The following is a 23,158-nucleotide window of genomic DNA, read 5'->3' as shown; positions in this document are numbered from 1 at the left end:
ACGTTTAGTACCGGGCGAAGCCGAGTTCAGGTCTAGGAATAGGGTACCCGGCCGAATATGTCGGGCTGCTTCCTGTGCCACCGCCAGCGTATTAGAAGCGGTCACCGCCGAAATAATCAGTGTTGCCGCGTCGCATAAGGCTCCCAAATTGGGGGCAATATCGATGCCAGCGCGAGCGGCAGTCTTTAAAAGCTCCAGCTCCGTACCAGAATTCTCAAGCTTTCGGTCGTAGGTTGTGACGGACGTAATCCCACGCTGTCCCTTGAGCCCGGCAGCAAATATCCTACCGACCTCGCCATACCCGATTATTCCAATATAATTATTTATCATGGTGCAGGTCATATCAGTCGATGTAACGCAGCCCTGCCTTGGCCAGTAAATCGCGCATTTGATACATGTCCAGGCCCAGGACGCCGCTGGCAAGCGTTTCCCTTTTTTCGGCTTCATTGGCTTCGCGCGCCGCCGCCGCCGCCGCAGTCGCGGCCGCGAATTGGGCTGGTACCACAACGATGCCGTCGTCGTCGGCGATCACCACATCACCCGGATTGACCAGCGCGCCGCCGCAGACCACGGGTATGTTGACCGAACCCAAGGTCGCCTTGATGGTGCCCTTGGCGCTGATCGCCTTTGAAAATACCGGGAACTGCATCGCGGTCAGATCCTTGATATCGCGTACGCCAGCGTCGATGACCAGACCCTTGGCGCCGCGAGCACGAAAGGAAGTCGCCAGCAGGTCGCCGAAATAGCCATCGGTACACTCCGCCGTAACGGCTGCTACCACGACATCTCCCGGTTCAATCTGCTCGGCGGCGACATGCATCATCCAGTTGTCGCCAGGTTGTAGCAACACTGTTACCGCTGTGCCGCACATGGTTGCACCGACATAGATAGGACGGAGGTACGGTCGCATCAGGCCAACCCGCCCCATGGCTTCATGAATGGTGGCGGAGCCGAACGCTGAGAGAGCTTCGACGTCGGCCTTACTTGCACGTTGGATATTGCGTTTGACGATACCGAGATTATTCAGTGACATGATGTGTATCCTCTTGTTTTGTTTTAGCCTTCAGAGCAGCGTCCAGACGCGGGAATACACGGCGGGCATTGCCTTCGTAAATCTTGTAGCGGTCTTCAGCGCTTAGCTGGACTGACGCTTCGATATAACGCTTGGTATCGTCGAAATAGTTACCGGTCTCGGGATCGATCCCCCGTACCGCGCCGATCATTTCGGAGGCGAACAAAACGTTGTCAACCGGGATAACTTTGGTCAGTAAATCGATCCCCGGCTGGTGATAGACACAAGTGTCAAAGAAGATGTTGTTGAGCAGATGCTCTTTCAGTAGCGGCTTCTTCATTTCTTGCGCCAACCCGCGGAAACGGCCCCAGTGATAAGGCACGGCGCCGCCGCCGTGCGGAATCACGAACTTCAACGTGGGGAAGTCATGGAACAGGTCGCTGGACAAGAACTGCATAAAAGCCGTGGTGTCGGCGTTCAGGTAATGCGCGCCGGTGGTGTGAAAGCACGCGTTGCAACTGGTGCTGACATGGACCATTGCCGGAATTTGATATTCAACCATCTTTTCATAAAGGGGATACCAGTGGCGATCCGACAGTGGTGGCGATGTCCAGTGGCCACCGGAAGGGTCGGGATTCAGATTGATGCCGACAAAGCCGTATTCGGTCATGCATTTTTCAAGCTCGGGAATGCAACTGCTCGGATCCATACCGGGTGACTGCGGCAACATCGCCGCGCCGATAAAGTTATCCGGGAACAGTTGCGATACCCGGTAACACAGCTCATTGCAGATCGCAGCCCAGGTGGCGCTGGTGTTGAAGTCGCCAATATGGTGCGCCATGAAACTTGCGCGCGGCGAGAAAATCGTCATATCCAGGCCACGCTGCTTCATTAGACGCAACTGGTTAGTTTCAATCGATTCGCGCAGTTCGTCATCGCTGATCCGTAACTCCGAAGGTTTCGGTCCCAGTTTCGGCGTCGCAAGGTTGGCGATCTGGCGATTGCGCCAATCCTCCAGCGCTTTAGGGGCGGTAGTGTAATGGCCGTGGCAATCAATGATTAACGGATGTTGCATATTATTTTCCTTTCCAGGCTGATGCGGGAATCATGACTTCGCCGCGCATGATCAGACGAGCGGTGCGAAGCAGGGCGGCGCGGGTAACGCTTTGTGGATGAGCAGGATCCAGTCCGAGTTCGACGCTAAATTCACCGGTCGGATGCTCGACCGATATGATTTTGGTGATGCCATCCGGAACGACAGCCAAGCCTTGGGCGACCGATCCTTCCAGTACGCAAGCGGTGGCCACGGTCACTGCGGCTAGTACGCCGATGGCGTCGTGACAGACGTGAGGAATGAAACAGCGGGTAGCAATATTACCTGCGGCTTGTGGTAGGGCAAGCAGGCACATCTTTGGATAATTTTTTTTACTGACGTCGCCCAGTCCCATCATCGGGCCTGCCTGTAGCCGTAAGGCTTCTAGTTTTCCCTGCAGTTCGGTGTCGGCGTCTAGCTGTGCCACGGTCTCGTTACCACTGCGGTTGAGATCCGCAGCCCGTACCAGCACCATCGGCATGCCATTGTCTATCAGTGTCGCGTCGATGGTGAAAGGCGCAACGTTACTACCTTGCACGGCGATGGTGTCCAGTACGCGTCCCGTTGGCAGCAACGCAGGGCATATTGAACCGGCTGTATCGAGGAAGTTAATAGTGACGGGTGCGGATGTACCGGGTACGCCGTCGATTCTGGCATCGCCGCCATATTGCATCCGACCGTTTGGTGTTTGTACTGTGATGTCGCATTGCATGCCGGTGTTCAGGGTCAACACTCTGACGGTCGTGGTGTCGCCTTGGGCAACGATGATGCCGCGCTCTAGCGCGAAGGGGACAACGGCGGCCAGCATATTGCCGCAGTTAGGCGTGGTATCGACCGTGTTGTTGTCGGGCTGCAATTGCGCAAACAGGAATTCGAGGTCAACGCCAGGCTTGCTGCTGAGGCCTACGATGCCAGCCTTGCTGGTCAGCGGATGAGCCCCTCCCAGTCCATCAATCTGGCGGCGGTCCGGCGAACCCATGACGGCCAGCAATATGCTGTCGCGCAAGGCCCCATCCTCGGGCAAGTCGGAGTTGAGGAACAATGGTCCGCGTGAGGTGCCACCACGCATCAGCATGCAAGGCACCGGAAGCAGATCAGATTCAGTGTTAAATGTGGTGGTCATGGTAAAAAGGTCATCTGACTTGAATGTGTCTAGTATCTGCAGGTAAGCGCATGTCTTGGTTGCCTTATACCGCGATAAGCGTTCTAATTTGCTTATCAAGTTGTATCAGTGCGCGCGTCTTCAGCTATCCTCCTACCCCATGCCTATCCTGAACCTTCACCATCTTCATGTATTTAGTACCGTTGCTGCCACGGGAGGGATACGTCGCTCTGCGGACCTGTTGTATCGCGCATCTTCTGCGGTGGGGAGATCGGTGGCGGCGCTGGAAAAACACCTTGAAATTCAGCTGTTTGAGCGCAAAGGAAACGGTATGCTATTGACGGCGGCCGGAGAAACCGTGCGCTTGCGGACCCACATTATCGAGGCGGAGTTGCGCGATGTTCGCGATGACGCGGTGCGGTTTGCTGCGCGCGAAGGCGGCTTTGTTGGGAGCATGGAAGCACTGTTTAATGAGCGCCGCCTGCAGAGCGCGGTCCTGCTGGCTGACGTGCATCACATGCCAAGCGTGGCACGTGTGATGGGCATGTCGCAGTCGGCGATTAGCCAGGCGATAACAAAACTGGAGGACGCTCTTGGGCAGACGCTGTTCCGTCGTACCGCGCAAGGGATGATGCCTACTGACGCTGGAACACGCTGGATTTTACGATTCAATCGCGCGCTGGTGGAACTGGATCATATCGTCTCCGACATTGCTGCGCTAAAGGGTGTGCTCGAAGGTGTAATCACGGTGGGGGCGCTTCCGCTTGCGCGCACGTTGGTGCTACCCACTGCGATCACATCCATATTGAAAAAGTATCCGCAACTGCGGGTGCGTTCGCTGGAAAGCACCTACGAGGAACTGACCGCAGGACTGCTCAGCGGTCGGGTTGATTTCATTATCGGCGCGCTACGAACCCCAACCGAGAACGGGCTACAAGCATCGACCTTGCTTCAAGACCAGACGGCAGTGATCGCCCGAGCCGACCATCCGTTGGCATCCAAGCCCACGCTAAGCTTTGATGATTTGCAACAGTACGCCTGGGTGTTGTCCCGCGCCGGGACGCCGCTGCGCGTGTCGCTGGAACAATTTTTTCAAGACCACGGTAGAAAACCGCCACAACCCGCAGCAGAAACAGGAGACCTTGCCCTCCTTCGCGGACTGCTTGTGTCCAGCGATATGATCACTGTGCTGTCTGCCCATCAGTTGCATTATGAAATTACTACCGGGCAGTTGACGGTATTGCGGTTTCCAATGGATGGTCTCAACCGGCAAATCGGCGTGACAACGCGTGCCGGCGCTTACTTGTCTCCCGGTGCAAATGCGCTGCTGGCAGAACTTCAATCCGTGGCCGAAACTTGGCGATAGTGTATATATTGTCGGTCTTACCTCAATAAGATTCATCATTGCACTCAACGCAATACTTTCGCAGCGTGAGACTAGATACGTCTGTATTTAGTCCAGACCTGAGTGTGCCACCTACCTCCAATAAGTAAATTGCAACGCTCTCGAAGCTGAGAGCAATGCGACATACAGGCACTCTGCGTAGACTTCAATTATCAAGTTACGACATCTGCATGCCAGCAGTAACAGCGTCTTGGTGGCCCGCTACTGCGGTAATTAGCCCCATAAATTACAAAAACAATAATTGAATTTCTCTCAGGAGACGAAATGACACCTTCTCAAACGCTCGATGTTCGGGCTTATATTAATGACCGGAAAATGACCGGTTACCAATGGTTATTGCTTGGGCTTTGCTTTCTCATCGTGGCGACTGATGGTATGGATGTCGCCATCATGGGTTTTCTCGCGCCGGGGATCACCAAAGAGTGGGGTATTAGCCGTGCGGTCTTTGGTCTTGTGATGAGCGCCGCCCCACTCGGTCTGGCTGTCGGTGCATTGCTTGTCGGCCCTCTCTCGGACCGATTCGGTCGCAAAAAATTATTAATGACCGCCGTGGCGTTGTTCAGCATATTCAGTATCCTGAGCGCCTACAGTACAGGCGTGACATCGTTGTCTGTTCTGCGCTTTCTGACCGGACTTGGGTTAGGTGCGGCCATGCCGAGCACTACCACGCTGTTATCGGAGTATCTGCCCGAGCGGTCACGCAGCACGTTGTTGGCGTTGATGTTCACCGGGTTTAATCTCGGTTCGGCTCTGGTCGGGTTCGGTGCCGCGGCGTTGTTGCCGCATTACGGATGGCGCACGGTGTTGATGGTCGGCGGTGCGATTCCATTGGCCTGTCTGCCATTTTATTTGTGGCTCATACCTGAATCAGCACGCTTTTTGGTAGTACGAAACTTTCCCAGTGACAAGATCGCGCGTACCCTGCGGAAAGTTTGCGGTGGCAGCTTTTCCAGCGGTACGCGCTTCGTTCTCAATGAACCACCGGTACAAAAAGGCATGCCTGTAAAAGCATTACTGTCGCCGTCCTATCGCAAGATGACGATCGCGCTATGGGTTACCTATTTCATGGGATTGCTGGTCATCTATCTTCTCAGCGGCTGGTTGCCGACGCTTATTAAAGATGCTGGCCTGCCAATCGAGCGTGCCGCAAATCTCACCGCGCTGTTCCAGCTCGGTGGCACCGTTGGTGCTTTGGTCGTAGGTTACTACATGGATAAATTGACGCCGAACCGTGTTATTGCAACGGCATATATTGGCGGAGCGATATTCATTGTGTTGCTGGCTTCGGGCAGCGTCGTCTCAAGCTTGTTCGGCGTATATGTACTGCTTGCGGGCTTCTGTATGAGCGGTGCGCAGACCGGCATGAATGCTTTCGCACCGGCATGCTATCCGACTGCAGTGAGAGCGACGGGCGTGAGCTGGATGTTGGGCATCGGCCGCTTTGGCAGCATCTCCGGCTCGTTTGCCGGTGGTCTAATGCTATCGATGGGATGGGGATTCAGCGCGGTCATCGCTATTCTTGCAGTGCCCGCGATGATTGCAGCATTTTCAATTGTTTTCACCAAGTTTGCCCCCCGCACCGCGAGCGCATAAGGCATGCCGGATGAACGTTAAGCAGGTACGCCCCGCTCTCCGTTTGTCCGGCAATTCCATTGGAACTGGCGCAATATGACTATCGCATTTTTCCTTTCTACACATTAAGTCTGTGCCTACGCGCGGATCAGGAGCTCATTATGGCCACCATCATCGGCGCGATAGCGTCATCCCACACTCCCACGATTGGCTTTGCGCTGGATACCGGCAAGCAACAGGACCCAGCTTGGGCTCCCATCTTCAAGGCTTACGAACCGGTCAGGCAATGGCTTTCGGAAAAAAAACCAGATGTGATTCTGATGATCTACAACGATCACGTCACCTCTTTCTTCTTCGATCATTATTCTGCGTTCGCACTCGGCATCGGTGATTCCTGGCGGGTTGCAGATGAAGGCGGCGGTGCGCGTGCATTGCCGCCAGTCGACGGCCACCCCGCACTGTCGCGGCATATCGGTGCGTCGCTCATGGCCGACGAGTTCGATATGTCTTTTTTCCAGGATAAAGGGCTGGACCACGGGTGCTTTTCTCCGCTCTCTATTCTGTGGCCAAACACACCAAGCTGGCCCGGTGCCATCGTGCCACTGCAGGTGGGCGTGCTGCAATTCCCGGTGCCATCCGCACGCCGTTGTTACAAGCTGGGTCATGCGTTGCGACGTGCAATTGAAAGCTATCCCGACGATATAAAGGTCGTACTGGTTGCCACCGGTGGACTATCCCACCAAGTACATGGTGAGCGCGCCGGATTTAACAATACCCCGTGGGACCACGAATTTCTGAACCTGATTGAAAACGACCCTGAATCCCTCACCAACATGACCCATGCCGATTTTGCGCGGCTAGGCGGATTTGAAAGCGCCGAGGTCATCATGTGGCTCATCATGCGCGGCGCTATGTCAAGTCACATCAAGTGCCTGCATAAAGACTACTACCTGCCGTCCATGACCGGCATCGCCGTTGCGCTGTATGAGAACGACGCTACCGCGTCAGAGGCTGTCACTGCGCGCGCCCGTGAAGAACATCTGAAGCACATGAATCACCAATTAGCGGGTATCGAAAACTTGCCCGGGACCTATCCGTACACGCTTGAGACCAGCGTGCGGACCTACCGCATAAACAAGTATCTCCATCAACTGGTAGAGCCAGATTTTCGGGTGCGTTTTCTCAGCGATGCCGAGAGCACCTTCGCGGAAGCAGGATTGACCGAGGTAGAACGGAAGATGATCACTGAGCGCGACTGGCGGGCCATGATTCACTACGGCGTTATTTTCTTTTTGTTAGAAAAGCTAGGAGCAGTCGTCGGAGTGTCCAACCTGCATATTTATGCCGCCATGCGCGGCGAATCATTGGATACATTTCGCCAGACGCGCAATGCGCCAGGTGCACTGTATTCGGTGGCAGGAAAGGTAGATAAGGATTTAGCATGGAATAGTGAAATCAGGAAATGAATCGTCATAAAGTTGACTTGATATGTGATCGATAATTTTATTTTGTCGAGCAATCAACTTTATGAAGCAGATTTTGGGTGGACTATAAGACTCACACCTAATTAGCCCTTTAATAGCAATTTCTGGCCGTCCGGCCGGAGTTCTCCCTGAGGAGAAACGTGCCGATACAACGTCTGCCGGGTAATTCCCATTTCTTCGCAAAGATCGCCTACGGTTGTCTCAGGCTGCCCCATGGCAGCCATTGCCAAACGCAGCTTGGCAGGTGTCATTTTGAATGGTCTCCCACCTTTTCGGCCCCGGGCGCGTGCCGAAGCCAGCCCGGCAATGGTACGTTCGGAAATGAGTTCTCGTTCGAACTCAGCCAACGCGGCGAAGATACCAAAGACCAGTTTGCCAGCGGCGGTCGTGGTATCGATTGCTGCACCATGTCCGGATAACACCTTGAGTCCCACACCTCGACCGGTTAGATCATGCACCGTGTTGATAAGATGACGTAAATTCCGGCCGAGCCGATCCAGTTTCCACACCACCAAGGTATCGCCTTCGCGCAATGCTTTGAGGCATGCGGTGAGGCTGGGGCGATCTTCTCGTTTGCCAGAAGCTTGGTCTTCATAAAGATGTTTTGGATCGACGCCAGCAGCCACCATAGCATCGTGCTGCAAGTTGGTGTTCTGGGAGCCGTCCGCCTTTGATACGCGCATGTAGCCAATTAGCATATTTTTACCTGTCACTCACTTGTCACTTATACGGTCGATTATGTGACATTGTCCCGCAGTATTACTTCTTCAACAAAATTTGTCACTTAACCGGTTATTTATTGTATGACATACAAAGGGCTATAATCTATAAAAATGTGACACCCATTCGACCCATTCGACCCACGTTCTTATGATCATTTATTGTGCCTGTTAATTTTCTTACTCCTAGTCAGATTCGGAGCCATGGCCGTTACGATGGTCCGCCTACCGCAGACGAACTCTCACGCTATTTTCATCTGGACGACACCGATCATGCGTTGATCAATACGCGTCGGGAAAAACACACCAGGCTTGGATTTGCACTTCAACTCGCCACCGTCCGGTTTCTCGGTACCTTTCTCGATGATCCGGCGGACGTCCCCAACGAAGTTATCAGGATACTGAGCCAGCAACTGGCGATTGACGATGGCGATTGCCTTTCAAAATACCGCAATAGTCGGCAACGCTGGGAACACGCGGCTGAAATACGCAGGCATTACGGCTACCGGGAATTTACCGAGTATCCGGTTGGTTTCCGTCTGGGGCGATGGCTCTATGCCTTGTGCTGGACCGGAACCGATCGGCCGAGCGTGCTGTTCGAGCGCGCCACTACTTGGCTATTGACCGGCAAGGTTCTACTGCCAGGCGCGACCGTGCTGGAACGTTTCATCGCGCGATTACGGCAGCGCGTGGAAGCGCGGCTTTGGCGCATGTTGTCGCACGGACTGAGTCTCGAACAGCGTATGCGGTTAGATGACTTACTCACGGTTCCGGCAGGCAACCGCAATTCGACGCTTGACCGACTGCGTACCGGTCCGGTTATGGTCAGTGCCTCGGCGCTGGTGCGCGCTCTTTTGCGCATCGAGGCCATCCGTGCGTTAGAAATTACGTTGCCGGGGACGGCGAAAATTCCGCCGAGTCGCATTGCCGCGTTGGCCCGCTTCGCCAACACATCGAAAGTCACGGCGGTGTCTAGACTGCCTGAGGCACGCCGCATGGCAACGCTGGTGGCTTTCGTTTATACGCTGGAAGCCACAGCGCAGGACGATGCGTTGGAAGTCATGGAAATATTGCTGCGTCAGTTGTTCAGCGGCGCGATGAAAGCTGATCAAAAAGCGCGCCTGCGCAGTCTGAAAGATCTGGATGCGGCAGCGACGGTGTTGGCGCAGGCTTGTGCATTTCTGCTCGACGTCGAATTGCCCGATAAAAAGTTGCGCGCAATGGTGTTCGAAAAAATTCAACAGGAACGACTCGCTGAAGCTATGCAAAAGGTGAGCACCTTAGTTCGGCCGTCACAAGACGTTTTTTATCGGGAACTACACGCCCGTTATCGTAGGGTGCGGCGATTTTTGCCTTCACTACTGCAACATATCCATTTTGGTGCCGGACCCGCCGGCCGCACTGTGCTGGAAGCCATCAAATATCTGCATGTGCATGAAATCGATCATAAACGGAAGATCGATCCGCCGATGGCGATCGTGACGAAAGCATGGTTACCGCATGTGATCCCGGGAGAGGGCCGGCTGGATCAACGAGCGTATATGTTTTGTGCGCTTGATCAGTTGCGTTCTGCATTGCGCCGACGCGATGTATTTGCTGACCCAAGTTGGCGCTACGCCGATCCGCGCAAAGGATTATTGTCAGACGCCGACTGGACGGCGGCGCGACCGGTTATTTGCCGCACGCTCGGATTTTCTCCGGACGTCACACCGGTGCTGGCGGGCTTGGCGACAGAACTGGATCAAACGTATCGCGCTGTGGCGACACGCCTGCCGGAAAATCCGGCTGTGCGCATTGTGTGCAATAACGAGCAACATGATCTCGTTCTGAGTCCGCTTGACAAGATCGAAGAGCCATCTTCCTTGCTGGCATTGCGAGCAGAAGTGGCGGCGCGTCTGCCGCGTGTCGATGTGCCGGAAATTCTGCTTGAGATTGCCGCCCGTACCGATTTTGCGGAGGCGTTCACGCATGTGAGCGAACGCGAGGCGCGGGCGGCCGACTTGGTCACCAGTGTCTGCGCCGTATTACTGGCCGAATCGTGCAACACCGGATTTGAGCCTTTGGTGCGGCAAGATGTCGCGGCCCTGCGACGTGATCGACTGTCTTGGGTCAATCAAAATTACATTCGCGATGAAACGCTGATTGCCGCGAACATGCGTCTGGTGTCGGCGCAAAACAAGATCGGATTGGCGCATGCCTGGGGCGGAGGCGAAGTCGCTTCTGCTGATGGCATGCGTTTCGTAGTTCCGGTGCGCACCGTGCACGCCGGACCAAATCCCAAGTATTTTGGTATAGGCCGCGGCGTTACCTGGTACAACATGGTGTCCAGCCAATTTACTGGCTTGAATACCATCACGGTACCCGGTACATTGCGCGATAGCCTGGTCTTACTAGCCGTCGTGCTGGAACAGCAAACCGAGCTGCAGCCGACCCACATTATGACCGACACGGGCGCTTATACGGACATCATCTTCGGTCTGTTTAGATTGCTGGGATATCGCTTCAGTCCACGCCTTGCCGATGTCGCCGGCACGCGGTTTTGGCGCATCGATCCCGATGCCGATTACGGTCCGCTCGACAAGATTGCGAAACAACGGGTCAACATGGCACTGATCGCTGAGCAATGGGACGATATTTTGCGATTGATCGGTTCGCTGAAGTTAGGACGAATACCGGCGACAGGGATCATGCGCACGCTGCAGGTCGGTGACCGGCCTACGCGAATGGCCAAAGCCCTGGCAGAATTCGGACGTATTGAGAAATCGTTACACACACTGACCTTCATCGATAATGAAACCAAACGCCGCAATATTCTGATCCAGCTTAACCGTGGCGAAAGCCGCCACGCTCTGGCGCGGGCCATATTCCATGGAAAACGTGGCGAGTTGCATCAGCGTTATCGGGAAGGCCAGGAAGACCAATTGGGCGCTTTGGGACTGGTCGCCAACGTCATCGTATTGTGGAATACCATTTATATGGAAGCGATTTTGAACAAGCTACGCAGTGAAGGTTACGTGGTGATAGACGAAGATGTGGCGCGATTGTCACCCTTGATTCATGAGCATATCAACATGCTGGGACGCTATTCTTTCGCGGTTCCAGAATCTGTGCTTCGCGGAGAACTGCGACCGCTTAGGGAGCCGGGCGATACCGATAGGGAGTCTGTTCCCTAATCTTTTATATGAAAATTCGGTGACTATGTGGTGTTTATATGACTTTTAGGCTTAACCGCAGTTTCTGTTCCGTTGCTCCCCACACCCCAACTTCAACAAGGTCGTCGCGTCGGGTGCCGACTCGCGATTGAGATCGATGCCGACGAAACCGCGAATCGCCTGGCTGTCGTAGATCGCGTCCTCGATCCCTTCGTCGGACAGGCCGAAACACTGCTGGGCGACATACATGCGCAGCATGCGCGCCAAGCCGATCGGCGGGCGTCCGGCACCTTCAGCCTTTGGATAAAACGGCGCGATCAACTGATGCAGTTGCGACCAAGGCGTTACCTTGTCGATCTCGGCGAGGAAGCGGTCGCGCCGTGTCAACTTCTTCTTGGCGGCATATTCGAGGTCAGAAAAGCTCTTCTGCATGGTCGACTGGACATTGGTGGGCGTGCCAATATTGTCTCAGGTCTCGCCCGTGGACGGAACGGTTCCGGAAGAATAAATCAGCGTTTCCCTAGGAATATTTTGGACTGTCGGAAAACAGGTGTTTTCCGGCACGTTAGCAACGGCAAGCAAAACCGCCCTCTCAATGCCCATAAAAATATACGGAAAATCTTGTCGCTTTGCGCTACTATACGGAAACCTGATTTTAATGGATATCCGTCATGTTTGTTGGCTACATGCGCGTTTCGTCGGACTCAGATCGGCAAAGCACCGACCTCCAACGCGATGCGCTGCTGGCGGCAGGCATCGATGCCCGCCACTTGTTTGAAGATCATGCCTCCGGTGCCAAGGATGATCGCCCGGGCTTGGCCAAGGCACTGGAATTTGTGTGCCCCGGCGACGTGCTCGTCGTCTGGAAGCTGGATCGACTAGGCCGTTCGCTGTCGCACTTGCTCTCCATCGTGACCACGCTGAAAGACAAGCAGGTCGCCTTCCGGTCGCTCACCGAAGGCATGGACACCACCACGGCATCGGGCGAGCTACTATTCCATGTGTTCGGTGCACTAGCTCAGTACGAACGGGCCTTGATCCAGGAGCGGGTCATTGCCGGTCTGGCCGCCGCCAAGCGGCGTGGCAGAGTCGGTGGACGGCCGGCGGCCATCGTTGGCGAGAAACAGGACGCCATCATTGCCGCACTGAACGGCGGCATGTCGAAGGCAGCTGTGTGCCGCAACTTCGGCGTCAAACGCACCACGTTGATTGAAACTTTGGCCCGTGTCGGATGGCCCGGTGCGCACGACGCCGACACCTGAAAGTAAATGACACATGCGCGGTGACAGCAACGAGCGATTGACCATCCTCTCGGAAGCAGAGAAGGCGGCGCTCTATGACATTCCCGATTTCGACGATTTCCAGCGTGTTGAATTTTTTGCTATGACCGAGGCGGAGCGTTCCTTGGCTTTGCAGCGCAAGGGCATCTTGAAACAGATCTATTGCCTGCTGCAAATGGGCTATTTCAAAGCCAAGCAGGCATTTTTCCAGTTCTCTCTGGAAGATGTGCCGCCAGAAGATGTCGCGTTCCTGCTGCAACGGTATTTCCCGGGAAAAACGCTCACGATAGGGCCATTGAGCGCCAAGGAATATTACGCGCAGCGCAGGGAAATTGTTGCTTTGTGCGGCTATCGCCTGTGGACGGACAATGACCTACCGACATTGCGCGACAAAGCAAAGCTGCTGGCTCGCACGGATGTGACGCCCACCTTTTTGCTGGCTGAATTGATGGTGTTTTTGATTGGCCAGCGCATCGTGCGGCCAGGCTACTCCACGCTGCAAACCATCATCAGGGAAGCGCTCGGTGCTGAGCGTGAACGCGTGGAGCAACTGGTCGAAGCGGCCGTGACCGATGCAGCACGCGATGCGCTGCAACAACTGCTGGTGCGAGAGAGTATCTTATCCGATTTGGCCGCGCTCAAACAGGATGCCAAGAGCTTTCGCTACCGCCAGATGGGGCTGGAGCGTCAAAAGCGCCTCACGCTGGCGCCCTTGTATGCCATCGCCAAGGCGCTGCTGCCAAGCCTTGACCTCTCGCAACTCAACATCGCCTACTACGCCAGCCTGGCCAATTTCTACACCATTTACGATTTACGCCGATTCAAGCCAGGCCAGACAAACCTTTATTTGCTGTGTTACGCCTGGCAGCGCTACCGGCAACTCACGGACAATTTGGTGGAAGCCTTTGGCTACCACACGCGGCAGCTCGAAGAAGGTACCAAGGCAGTTGCCAACCAGCAGGCAGCCAAAATACACAACGAGCGGCAGCAAGCCACGCCACGGATTGGCGAGCTGCTCTTGCTGTACGTGGATGACACACTCTCCGATGGAACACGTTTCGGCACCGTGCGCCGCCGGGCATTCGGTATCATGCCTGAGGAGAAGCTGCGATCGGCCGGCGAACTCCTGACTTCGACGCCAGTCAGTCAGATGGATTTGCGCTGGCAAGCGGTGGACAAGCAGAGTGGGCTTTGCACGAAAAATCTGCGTCCGCTGGCAATGGCCCTGGATTTCGCCAGCGACAGCGCCAGTGGCAAGGCCTGGCTGGCCGCGCTGCAATGGATGAAAGAGGTCTGGTCCCGCCAACAACGACTTGCCAAGCAGCCGCTGGCTGAAATTCCGCCGCGCACGGTACCCACACGCTTGCGCGACTTTTTGCTGAGCGTTGGCGAGGATGGCGAGCCCGTTGGTTTGCGCGGCGACCGGTATGAATTTTGGGTGTACCGGCAACTGCGCAAGCGCCTCGACACAGGCGACATTTACCTCGATGACAGTGTGCGGCACCGGCGCTTTGCTGATGATCTGGTGTCCATGGAGGCTAAGGCAGACGCACTCAAGGCGCTGGACATACCTTGGTTGCGCCAGCCGGTTGACGTGACACTCGATGCCCTGTTCGCCGAGCTGGATATGCAATGGCGCGCGTTCAATGAGGAACTGCGCGGCGGCAAACTCAAACACTTGGAGTTTGATCCCGATAAGAAAACGCTGATCTGGCACCGTCCCAAGGCGGACAAAGACAAGCTGCTGCAACAGGGCTTCTACGCCAAGCTCCAAGCACGCGACATTGCCGACATTTTTCGATTTGTGAATGAGCAGTGTCACTTCCTGTCGGCGATGACGCCCTTGCAGCCGCGCTACGCCAAGAAGATCGCCGATGAGGACAGCTTGATGGCGGTGATTATTGCGCAGGCCATGAACCATGGCAATTTCAGCATGGCCGAGACCTGTGACATCCCCTATCACGTCCTGGAAGCCACGCATCAGCAACACCTGCGCCCGGCCACCCTGATCGGCGCGAATGACCAGATCAGCAATTTCATCGCCAGTCTGCCCATATTCCCTTACTACTCCATCGACATGGATGTACTCTACGGCAGCGTTGATGGGCAGAAATTTGCCGCTGCCGCACCAACACTCAAGGCACGCCATGCGCGCAAGTATTTTGGCAAGGATCGCGGGGTTGTCGCCTTTACCTTGCTGGCCAACCATGTAGCATTGCAAACTGAAATGTTGGGCGCAAACCAGCATGAGAGCTATTGGGTATTCGATATCTGCTACAACAACACGTCCGACATCAGGCCGACCACGATCACCGGCGACATGCACTGCATAAACATGGCCAACTTCGCCATCCTGCATTGGTTCGGCATGAACTTGGCACCGCGCTTCACCAATTTGCATGCCCAGACGAAACACCTCTATTGTGGCCCTGGTCAGGCCTACTCTGATTTCCTGATTCAGCCGGTGGGTCAAATTGACCGCAGCCTGATTACATCGGAGAAAGCCAACATGGATCACATTGCCGCCACGCTGGGTCTCAAGGATATGAGCCAAAGCGTCCTTATGCGCAAAATCTGTACCTTGTCCGGGCATCACCGCACGCGCAAGGCCATCTTCGAATTCGACAAGCTGATTCGCAGCATCTACACGCTCCGTTACCTACGCGACCCGCAATTGCAGCGCGACGTCCACCGATCGGAAAACCGCATCGAGTCCTACCATCAGTTGCGCTCCACCATCGCCCAGGTGAACGGCAAAAAGGAACTGACAGGGCGCACTGACCTGGACGTGGCGGTCAGCAACCACTGTGGTCGATTGATTGCCAATGTCGTGATCGCTTACAACTCCATACTGCTGTCCGGGCTGCTGAGCAGATATTTGGCAGGCGGCAACGAAAAGTCGATCGACTTGCTCAGGCGAATTTCACCTGCAGCATGGCAGCACCTGCACTTCCTTGGGCATTACGCATTTCGTGACAAACGAAAACCGATTGATTTGGAGACTATTGTGGCTGGGATTGATTGGGAGTAGCCACGGATTTTGGCAAACTGGACAAATTCCGCCGGTTTGGGCTTACAACCCCATTGACGGTTGCACTGGGACCACGAAAACCACGAACCAGAACACCCTTTTTCGCCAGAGCCACGGCCATTTTTTCCACTTCGGTCGATGGAATGGTCGCAGGATCGATCACGGCAGCCACCCGCATTCTTGGAGAGTTCTGCTGTTCTGCTGCCACACCATTGATGATCGAAATTCCCAGGTCGGGATAACTGAACAAATGCGTAGTCGGCACCTCCCGGAAGGCGAAGCCCCACGGTATTGCTTTTGAAATGAAGGTTATACCGCGGACACCGGACATTGGGATGTCGCCAGAGAGAACCTTAAGCCGCTCACTAAGTCTCCCCAAAATCGATGACATCGACTCGTGGCGATTGTCGTAAGCACCGTAGAACTCTTCACATAGCGTTTCAGCTTCATCCTTGTCTACAGTTTTGATAAGACAAAGCCCTGCCCCGATAGAATATGCATAGTTGGCTGCGATCACCTGCGACAGTTCGTTGTCGTCCTCGCACACGACAAGATGATCACCTTGCGGCGCCGCATATCGCGCTTCACTAGGTATGTCGGTAAATTCAATGGGCACCTTTGTCTGCAACGCACGAAGCAGACCGACCCCGATATTGGTATTACCCCACTGGATTGGAGTGCCGCTTCTCACCCGAATACCCAGGACCGTATTGGTAGCCTGGCCCACATGATCAACGTTGATGGTCATGTGGGATGGAAAGTGCGGTGCGAACCGCCCAGCAATTTCACCAGGTATCCCAGCGATGATGATCTTCTTAGCCCTCGTGCGAGCGACAGCATTTTTGCGCCTAATGACTTCGGCCTCCGCATCTGGACGAGTGACCCTGGGTCCGTCGATGATTGAAAGGTATTTGCCTTTCTGTGCGATCAGTGCCGATAGCCGCGCAATTAGAAAAGGATCTTCACCCATAATGATTGCTGCATGCAGGGCAGGAGGTTCAAATTTCTTCATGATCCCTTTCCCAGGAAGACGGCGCTGAACGTTTCATCGGATTTTAGCTGGACTTTCCGCCACCCCCTTCCTTGCTCAACTAGGCTCTCATTTTCCAGTTTGTACGGAAACCTAAATCTCGATTGAGGACAAACGGGTCGCACCAACGCACACCGACGTCTTTGCATACATCGGGCAGATGGCGGTTTTGTCTTTTTTTGGATGGCTTGGACACTTCGACAGTCACGACGCATCTGTCTTCTTTGTATGTCATCGCATACGCAACCAAAAACGGATCTCGTCCTATCTGCTCAACTTCATCATCGGTTAAATCAGCTCCATAGCCAGTAATGACAACGGTCTGAACATTAGCAATATCAACCTGCTCATCAAGAATGAGGGCTTTTTTGCTTTCGTCCTGCTGTATCCAGGAAAACAGCAAATCCTTTTCCGCATCCTTTGGGCCGTCTTTTATTTCTTCAAAAATTTCCAACGGAATTTTTATGCGTCCGGACTGACCCATGTGCAGAAGCCATTCCCAATATTCAGGAATTTGATCGACAGGATAATAAGAATTGTTCGCTGTTATCAAAACGCTCGCATCTAGTAAATACAGCATTAAACATTTCCTCCGGTACTGGCCCTAAGGCCAGAGCGGGAAACGTCTACCAACAACGGATGAACACTTCTTGGTTTTACACCGAGAATTTTGGCAGCTTTAACAGGTGATAAAGCTCCTGAACTGACCGTGCGGCTTGCAAACTCCAGCATTGCTTTTCCCAGACGATGACGACGCACAACGTAATAGCTAGGACCAGAATCACTCGTCTTGGGCTTCGCCTTAATCTTCGCTTTTTCTTGCGCCCACATTTCCCGAAGTTTCGAGTCTAATGCATGCCAATTATTCCAAGAAATGAAACCTGCTCTATAGAGCTTGTAGGTCACCATGGACCTGCTTAAATTTCTATCCTCAGCAAATTGCGAAATAGCTTCTATAGAGGCATCCAGGCCCCAACTGGCATCAAGCTTGATTTTGCCGAGCTCGGCCTTGGGAAGTAAAAATTCGCCTGCTACATCATTACAAAATTGTTCAATGGCCACATCCGACGGTGCGCCACTGACGCCAGTAGCTCCAAGACATAAATGGGCTATTTCATGTAGCAGGGTGAACGACCATGCAGTTTTTGCATCTTGATCGTTAATGACAACGAACGGTGCAATTGGGTCGGCAATTGCAAAGCCTCGAAAAGTTTCAACAGGTATGGCCGAGTGATGACTACCGAGATTTCCAATCAGGAGAACAAAAATACCGACCGTTTCTGCACGCTCTCGCAGTAAGGAAAAGGCATCTTCCGCTTTTTTTTGTGCTCTGAAGTCAGCAAGATTGAGCTGCAAAGCGTGCTGAATTGACTGTAGCGTCGCAGCGATCCCATCAGCCATTTTTGTTGAACCAATAAATGCGAGTGGCTCGACTTCTTCGTCTTCCAGAGTGGAGCGAACAAGACTTTGCCGCGCGCGAAGATCGCGAATAAGGGCGTCAAGAAGGGCATCCGACGCTATGGAACGATCAGGTGTAACGGTTCTAAAATCCTGTCCTCTATCCCCTTTTTTCGGGGGGGTCGCAAGGTAAAAAGTCAGCAGAGACCGCCTGTATTGCTTAGACATTTTCAGTAAAACTGCACGGGATGGCACTTCTTCGCCTGCTTCTAAAGCAGCAAGACGTCCGACTGCAGTCATGCCGAGCGCATGGGCGGCATCCTCCAGGTTTAACCCCGCAGTTTCCCGTGCCCATTTTAGAATTTCAGGATTCAACACTTGCATCTTTCAAAACTTGTCTTTGGCGGCATTTCTGATCGGTTGGATCACGTCAAATCATCGATTATCAACGGTATTGCTCTTTCGAAACAGATTTTACTGGGACGTATAGTTTTCATAATAATCTTTTCTGCTCGTTTCTATGCCTGGGCAATGAAAAACCTCTGAACGCTATGCGTCTCCGGAATTTAATAAGCAACCTTAAATGTTGGGCTATCTTCAGGTCGCATCTTCCTGCGATCATAAATGCGGGTAGTCGAAATATTTGCGTGTCCTAACCACTCCTGCACTTTGGCGATATCGGCTTCATGATCGAGCGCATTGGTGGCGGCGGTCGCGCGCAACGCATGCGGCCCGAAGCCGGCGATATCCATCTTTAACGATGCCGCGTAACCGGCCAGCATCTTGTAGACGCCATCGGCGGTAATTGATGCCCGCCCATTCTGATGCACATTGTTTTTAAGCGGCCGGAACAACGCGCCCTGGCCATCGCCGGCGTGGCCGGCCCCCTGCAGATAGGCATCGATGACCTCGGCGGTACCGGGATGCAGCGGCACGTAGCGCAGCTTGCCGCCCTTGCCGTGGATGCGCAGATGCGCGACGCCACGCCGTTGCTGGACATCGCCGACGGTCAGTGCGCACAGCTCGGCACGGCGCAAACCATGATAGAGCAGGGTGGACAGAATCGCGCGGTCGCGCTGCCCCTGCAGCGTGGAGGCGTCGGGCGCATTGAGCAGTGATCGCGCCTGGTGGTCGCCAATCGCCGGCGTCTTTCCCTCCAGGCTTTCCATCTTCGGGCGCTTCACGCCCTTGACCGGATTGCTGACAACCGCATTGGCTTCGCACAGATAGTCGAACAAGGAGGACAAGGCGGCCAGCTTGCGCCGGATCGTCGCGCCGGACAAGGCGCGGTGTTCCAGATCCCGGCGCCAGGCGAGCAAGTGCGCGCGCGTGACGATCCGGAATTGCGCCGGCCGGTCGATGCCGGCGAACGCCATGAATTCCTGCAGATCGCTCTGGTAGGCGCGGCGTGTCTGCGGATTGGCGATGTTGGCGAACCAGGTCAGCGCCGGCGGCACGTCGGCCAGCTGATGAAACTGGGCGGCGGTCAGTGCGCGTCCCTGCGTCACCGCACCCGGTGCCAATGCCGGCGATGCGTTTTCCATCATGATGGGGTCTCCAGCGCCTGCGCTGCAGCAATCAAGGACGCGACATGCTCGATCAGCTCCTCGACGAAGCCCTCTGTGACATCGAGGTCACCCTCATATTCGGCCAGGTTGCGTTTGGTGTGTGCCTGGTTGAGCAATAGCCACTGCTGCGGCTTAAACCCCAGCGTATGCTCCAGACACTGAAAGACCAGGTAGCGGTTTTCGCTGCGGTAGCCATGCACCCGCAGGGCCGACAACGCGGCCGCATGCGCGGCATTGTAGGCCAGGTCAAAGCGGCTTTCCAATGAGAGGATGGGTTGTCTGGCATCCTGCAATCGCACGGTGGCCGAGCGCAACAGGCCAGCCCGCTCCCGCGCATCAGGCGGCTCCGCCTTGAGCTTGCCGATGCGCGCCAGATTCGCCAGCGCTGCCGAGTGGGGAAACGTCATGTTCCGATCCTTTGACAAAGATTTTGGGCTGCTCCAGCACGCGCATGATGAATGACTTGCCATCGTGCACGCGTTGCGCAAACTCGCCCGGTGTATACAGGGTTGGATTCACCACCCGACCCAGCTGCGCCTGGGCAGGCAACAGCACTTCCAGCAATTCCGTGTTCGACGGCACCCGTCCAATTACCATCAAGTCCACATCACTGCCGGCATGCTCGGTGCCTTTGGCCAGCGAACCGTAGACAAACGCCACATCCACTAGCGGCCACAAAGGCTGCAGTGCGGCGCGCAGCACATCGACCACGCCGAAGGTTTTCAGGACAATACCGCGCAGTTCGTCAAAGATCGGCGCGGCGTGGTTGGCCTGGTAATGCTTCTGATTGCCGACCCGGTGCACCGTCACCAGACCGGAGGATTCCAAGCGCGCCAATTCCCGCTGCACCGCGCCGGACCCCGACCCCGCCAACCCGATAATTTCATTGGCGTAAAACGACCGCTGGGATTGACCAAACAACACCGCCAGCACCCGCTGTTGTGTCTTCGTAAAAAGTGCATCTGCATAAATACCCATAAAAGGCATCATAATGCCCAATATAGGTATTGTCAAACGCCGCAGCCCACTGCTCCAACACACTTGGGTCGACGTCCATTTACTATTGATAACGGTTTTTATCAAGAGTAAAGGCGCCACGTGATTGACCTCGATTGGTGGACGGGCTGATTGACAGATCCCGCCAAAAAAGAGCACCGGTCAGTGTCCTGGTTCCAGGTGTCTTCAAAACCACCGTTTATTGAACTGTTGAGAACAGATCAACAAGGTGCCGCAGACTACTCGTTGGCTGAGGTTTTCAGAAAAGTTACCTCAAACGCCTTGCATTGGCGGAACTGCTGCAACCGGTTGGCAAAGGCAAAGGCATCGTTCATATCGTAGTGCTGGAAAACATCAATCCCTCGATCCAGCAGGATTTTCCAGCCATGGTCTGTGACGATATGGCGCGCATGGATGGTGCCTGACGTGTCATATGCCCACGTGAATTCGATGCCAACTGCCGACGACGACTCCGTGATCTTCTCTAGGTACTCCCGCTGCTGCACACCTTTGAATTCGTCCTCACGGGTAATTAAGTGAAACTTAATGTCCTCTTCCTTGTTCTTGACCTTGGCAACGGTTTCCAGCAGCTCCATGAGATTACGCACTTGGTGAAACAGTCGAATGTATGCGTCTGTTAGCGTGATCGTTTTGGCACCCCGTAGATATGGGCCAAACAGGCGTTCGAACGACAGCCCACGCTGGTTTTCCTGAAAGGTAAGATGCTGCTCGGTCAGCTCTTCAGCGACGACTTTGGCCGGAGTGGGCGCTATGGTTTCCAGCGCTGGTACATCGACTTGCGGAGAAGCTTCATCGTTGGCGGTAGGTTCTGAGCCATCGCCAACAACACGGTTATAGTGGCCCGGATATTCGTTTTCTTCCAACGTCGTCACAGCGCATGACTTGCCTGCTTTGTCTTCGTAGAAGAACCGGACTTTTGAATAGGTAGCGTCAATCCGCATGAGCTGATCTTTGACTCGCTTGCGGCCTTCGATAGCGCAGCGCAAAAGTTCTTCGACCTCTTCTTGTGATGCCTCGCCCTGCGGGTAGATGATCTTCATCAGGCCCGAAAAGGTCTTGTTGATACCGTCTCGGTCGCGTGTGGAAATGTCGGAAGCCAACGTGAAGTGCTGCGTGTAGCGATCCGAAAAGTCATGGTTCCGCAGTGCGCGCAGGATTTCCGCCAGATAGTCCACGATAAAGCCGTACCCGCTGGAGAACATCTCGCCACGGATGATGTCCATCTCCCAGCCGGGGATGTAGTAATGGATGCGGTCCAGGAAGGCGGAGTCATGAAATTTCTCGGGCAGCGGATCAAACAAGTCTGAGTGCTTGAGCATATGCGGCACCGTGTGTTCGGTATTGCCGACGAAGGCCATGGAAGCCTCCGCTCCCAAGGTTTCCACACCACGCGAGAACGACTTGTTTGCCATGTAGTTCTTCATGATGTCCACCAAGGACTTGTCCACACGCTTTTGCTTGCCTGCGAACTCATCAAAAGCGACCACATCCCAGTAGCCCACCAGACCAATTTTTCCGGTGCCGTTATGCACGAATAGCTTAGGCACCGTCACTTCGCCGCCCGAGATCAGCATTCCGTGCGGTGAAAACTCTGAGTAGATGTGCGACTTGCCGGTGCCCTTAGGACCCAGCTCGATCAGGTTGTAGTTGCGCTCGCAAAACGGAATCAGCCGCACAAGCTGACTAAGCTTGTTCCGTTTGCCAAACATTTCCGGGTTAAAGCCTACGCTCTGAATCAGCAGGTCGATCCACTCGTCGGTGGTGAACTGCTTGCGTGCCGTCAGATAGCTATCCATGTCAAAGTTCGACATTTGGATTGGTTTCAGCGATCCCATGATCCACGGGCTGGCGTTCTTGTCCTCCGTGAACGCGTACTCCACATCGGCGATGCACCACACACCACTGACCAAGAGCTTAGGGTGCTTCTTAACGGTGGCCGAATCCACCACGACATTTTTGACGCCAAGGTTGGCAAACTCAGCCTCGTAAGCATCGGTCTTGTCATTGAGTGACACGCTGACGCGGTCGATGACTTTATGGCGTCCTTTCTCTTTGATCGTCGAGCGGACTAGCCCGGATTCATTGCGGTGCACATAGTGCTTCGCCAAGATGTCCTTCACGGTCTCGATGCCGGTCTGGATCGTAGCTTCGTCGTTGGTCGCGCAGTACTGGCCCAGCAAGTACTCCAGCACATACGATGGAACAATCGCATTGCCTTTGACCGTTTTCACGAGGTCTTTGCGAACCACCAGACCGGGGAAGTGCTGGTTTATTTTCTGGTCAAGTGCGCTCATG

General features: G+C 54.6%; 18 protein-coding genes and 1 pseudogene. 6 read left to right on the top strand and 13 right to left on the bottom strand.

The features are described 5' to 3' along the window. The 4 genes from ACVBEF_RS08245 to ACVBEF_RS08230 all read right to left on the bottom strand — a co-directional run. Positions 1–330 (bottom strand): NAD(P)-binding domain-containing protein (locus ACVBEF_RS08245; RefSeq protein ID WP_447123462.1); only part of this gene is annotated, 330 nt, incomplete at its 3' end. Positions 331–343: 13 nt separating this feature from the next. Further along, positions 344–1,027, bottom strand: a complete 684-nt coding sequence (gene ligK, locus ACVBEF_RS08240) for a 4-carboxy-4-hydroxy-2-oxoadipate aldolase/oxaloacetate decarboxylase (RefSeq protein ID WP_447123463.1) — start codon at positions 1,025–1,027, stop codon at positions 344–346. Then, entirely contained in the window at positions 1,020–2,087 is a 1,068-nt protein-coding gene (locus ACVBEF_RS08235; protein ID WP_447123461.1) for an amidohydrolase family protein, read from the bottom strand. The genes ligK and ACVBEF_RS08235 overlap by 8 nt, the downstream gene beginning before the upstream one ends. 1 nt (position 2,088) lies before the next feature. Further along, complete coding sequence (locus tag ACVBEF_RS08230) at positions 2,089–3,228, bottom strand: 4-oxalomesaconate tautomerase (RefSeq protein ID WP_447123460.1); 1,140 nt, start codon at positions 3,226–3,228, stop codon at positions 2,089–2,091. Positions 3,229–3,367: 139 nt separating this feature from the next. Between ACVBEF_RS08230 and ACVBEF_RS08225 the strand changes: the two genes are divergently transcribed. The 3 genes from ACVBEF_RS08225 to ACVBEF_RS08215 all read left to right on the top strand — a co-directional run bounded on the left by ACVBEF_RS08225 (position 3,368) and on the right by ACVBEF_RS08215 (position 7,650). After that, a complete protein-coding gene (locus ACVBEF_RS08225) occupies positions 3,368–4,573 on the top strand; it encodes a LysR family transcriptional regulator (RefSeq protein WP_447123459.1) in 1,206 nt (401 codons plus the stop codon). Positions 4,574–4,876: 303 nt separating this feature from the next. Next, positions 4,877–6,205: an MFS transporter gene (locus tag ACVBEF_RS08220; protein ID WP_447123458.1), complete on the top strand. Its 1,329-nt coding sequence runs from the start codon at positions 4,877–4,879 to the stop codon at positions 6,203–6,205. Between the two features lie 140 nt (positions 6,206–6,345). Then, positions 6,346–7,650 carry a gallate dioxygenase gene (locus ACVBEF_RS08215; protein ID WP_447123457.1) on the top strand — a complete coding sequence of 435 codons (1,305 nt, stop codon included), beginning with the start codon at positions 6,346–6,348 and terminating at the stop codon, positions 7,648–7,650. Between the two features lie 101 nt (positions 7,651–7,751). Here ACVBEF_RS08215 and ACVBEF_RS08210 read toward each other — a convergent pair whose 3' ends face one another. Continuing rightward, on the bottom strand, positions 7,752–8,366 hold the full coding sequence (locus ACVBEF_RS08210) for a recombinase family protein (RefSeq protein ID WP_447123456.1): 615 nt from the start codon (positions 8,364–8,366) through the stop codon (positions 7,752–7,754). A 185-nt stretch (positions 8,367–8,551) separates the two neighbouring features. On the opposite strand from ACVBEF_RS08210, the gene ACVBEF_RS08205 reads away from it, so the two are divergent. Beyond that, entirely contained in the window at positions 8,552–11,560 is a 3,009-nt protein-coding gene (locus tag ACVBEF_RS08205; RefSeq protein WP_447123455.1) for a Tn3 family transposase, read from the top strand. Positions 11,561–11,650: 90 nt separating this feature from the next. On the opposite strand, the pseudogene ACVBEF_RS08200 reads toward ACVBEF_RS08205, so the two are convergent. Continuing rightward, positions 11,651–11,971, bottom strand: a pseudogene (locus ACVBEF_RS08200) (transposase); the annotation flags it as partial. A gap of 239 nt (positions 11,972–12,210) precedes the next feature. Between ACVBEF_RS08200 and ACVBEF_RS08195 the strand changes: the two are divergent. Together ACVBEF_RS08195 and ACVBEF_RS08190 are read left to right on the top strand one after the other, a co-directional pair. Beyond that, positions 12,211–12,801: a recombinase family protein gene (locus tag ACVBEF_RS08195; protein ID WP_447123454.1), complete on the top strand. Its 591-nt coding sequence runs from the start codon at positions 12,211–12,213 to the stop codon at positions 12,799–12,801. A 13-nt stretch (positions 12,802–12,814) separates the two neighbouring features. Further along, positions 12,815–15,850, top strand: a complete 3,036-nt coding sequence (locus ACVBEF_RS08190) for a Tn3 family transposase (protein WP_447123453.1) — start codon at positions 12,815–12,817, stop codon at positions 15,848–15,850. Here the strand turns inward: ACVBEF_RS08190 and ACVBEF_RS08185 are convergent. From ACVBEF_RS08185 to brxL, 7 genes are all read right to left on the bottom strand, one after another. Then, positions 15,822–16,862 (bottom strand): hypothetical protein, encoded by a 1,041-nt coding sequence (locus tag ACVBEF_RS08185; RefSeq protein WP_447123452.1) that lies wholly within the window; start codon positions 16,860–16,862, stop codon positions 15,822–15,824. The two genes, ACVBEF_RS08190 and ACVBEF_RS08185, sit on opposite strands and share 29 nt — an antisense overlap. Before the next feature lie 79 nt (positions 16,863–16,941). Further along, entirely contained in the window at positions 16,942–17,460 is a 519-nt protein-coding gene (locus ACVBEF_RS08180; RefSeq protein WP_447123451.1) for a DUF4411 family protein, read from the bottom strand. After that, complete coding sequence (locus ACVBEF_RS08175) at positions 17,460–18,662, bottom strand: ImmA/IrrE family metallo-endopeptidase (RefSeq protein ID WP_447123450.1); 1,203 nt, start codon at positions 18,660–18,662, stop codon at positions 17,460–17,462. Before ACVBEF_RS08175 ends, ACVBEF_RS08180 begins: the two co-directional genes overlap by 1 nt. Before the next feature lie 182 nt (positions 18,663–18,844). Then, a complete protein-coding gene (locus ACVBEF_RS08170) occupies positions 18,845–19,825 on the bottom strand; it encodes a tyrosine-type recombinase/integrase (RefSeq protein ID WP_447123449.1) in 981 nt (326 codons plus the stop codon). Next, entirely contained in the window at positions 19,822–20,253 is a 432-nt protein-coding gene (locus tag ACVBEF_RS08165) for a hypothetical protein (RefSeq protein WP_447123448.1), read from the bottom strand. Before ACVBEF_RS08165 ends, ACVBEF_RS08170 begins: the two co-directional genes overlap by 4 nt. After that, complete coding sequence (locus ACVBEF_RS08160) at positions 20,183–20,836, bottom strand: nucleotidyltransferase domain-containing protein (protein ID WP_447123447.1); 654 nt, start codon at positions 20,834–20,836, stop codon at positions 20,183–20,185. Before ACVBEF_RS08160 ends, ACVBEF_RS08165 begins: the two co-directional genes overlap by 71 nt. Before the next feature lie 245 nt (positions 20,837–21,081). Continuing rightward, positions 21,082–23,157: a BREX system Lon protease-like protein BrxL gene (brxL, locus tag ACVBEF_RS08155; protein WP_447123446.1), complete on the bottom strand. Its 2,076-nt coding sequence runs from the start codon at positions 23,155–23,157 to the stop codon at positions 21,082–21,084. Between the last annotated feature and the right edge of the window lies 1 nt (position 23,158).

This window comes from Glaciimonas sp. GG7, assembly GCF_052976905.1.
The sequence above is the reverse complement of the archived record's forward strand: the minus strand, read 5'-3'. Positions and strand labels throughout refer to the sequence as shown.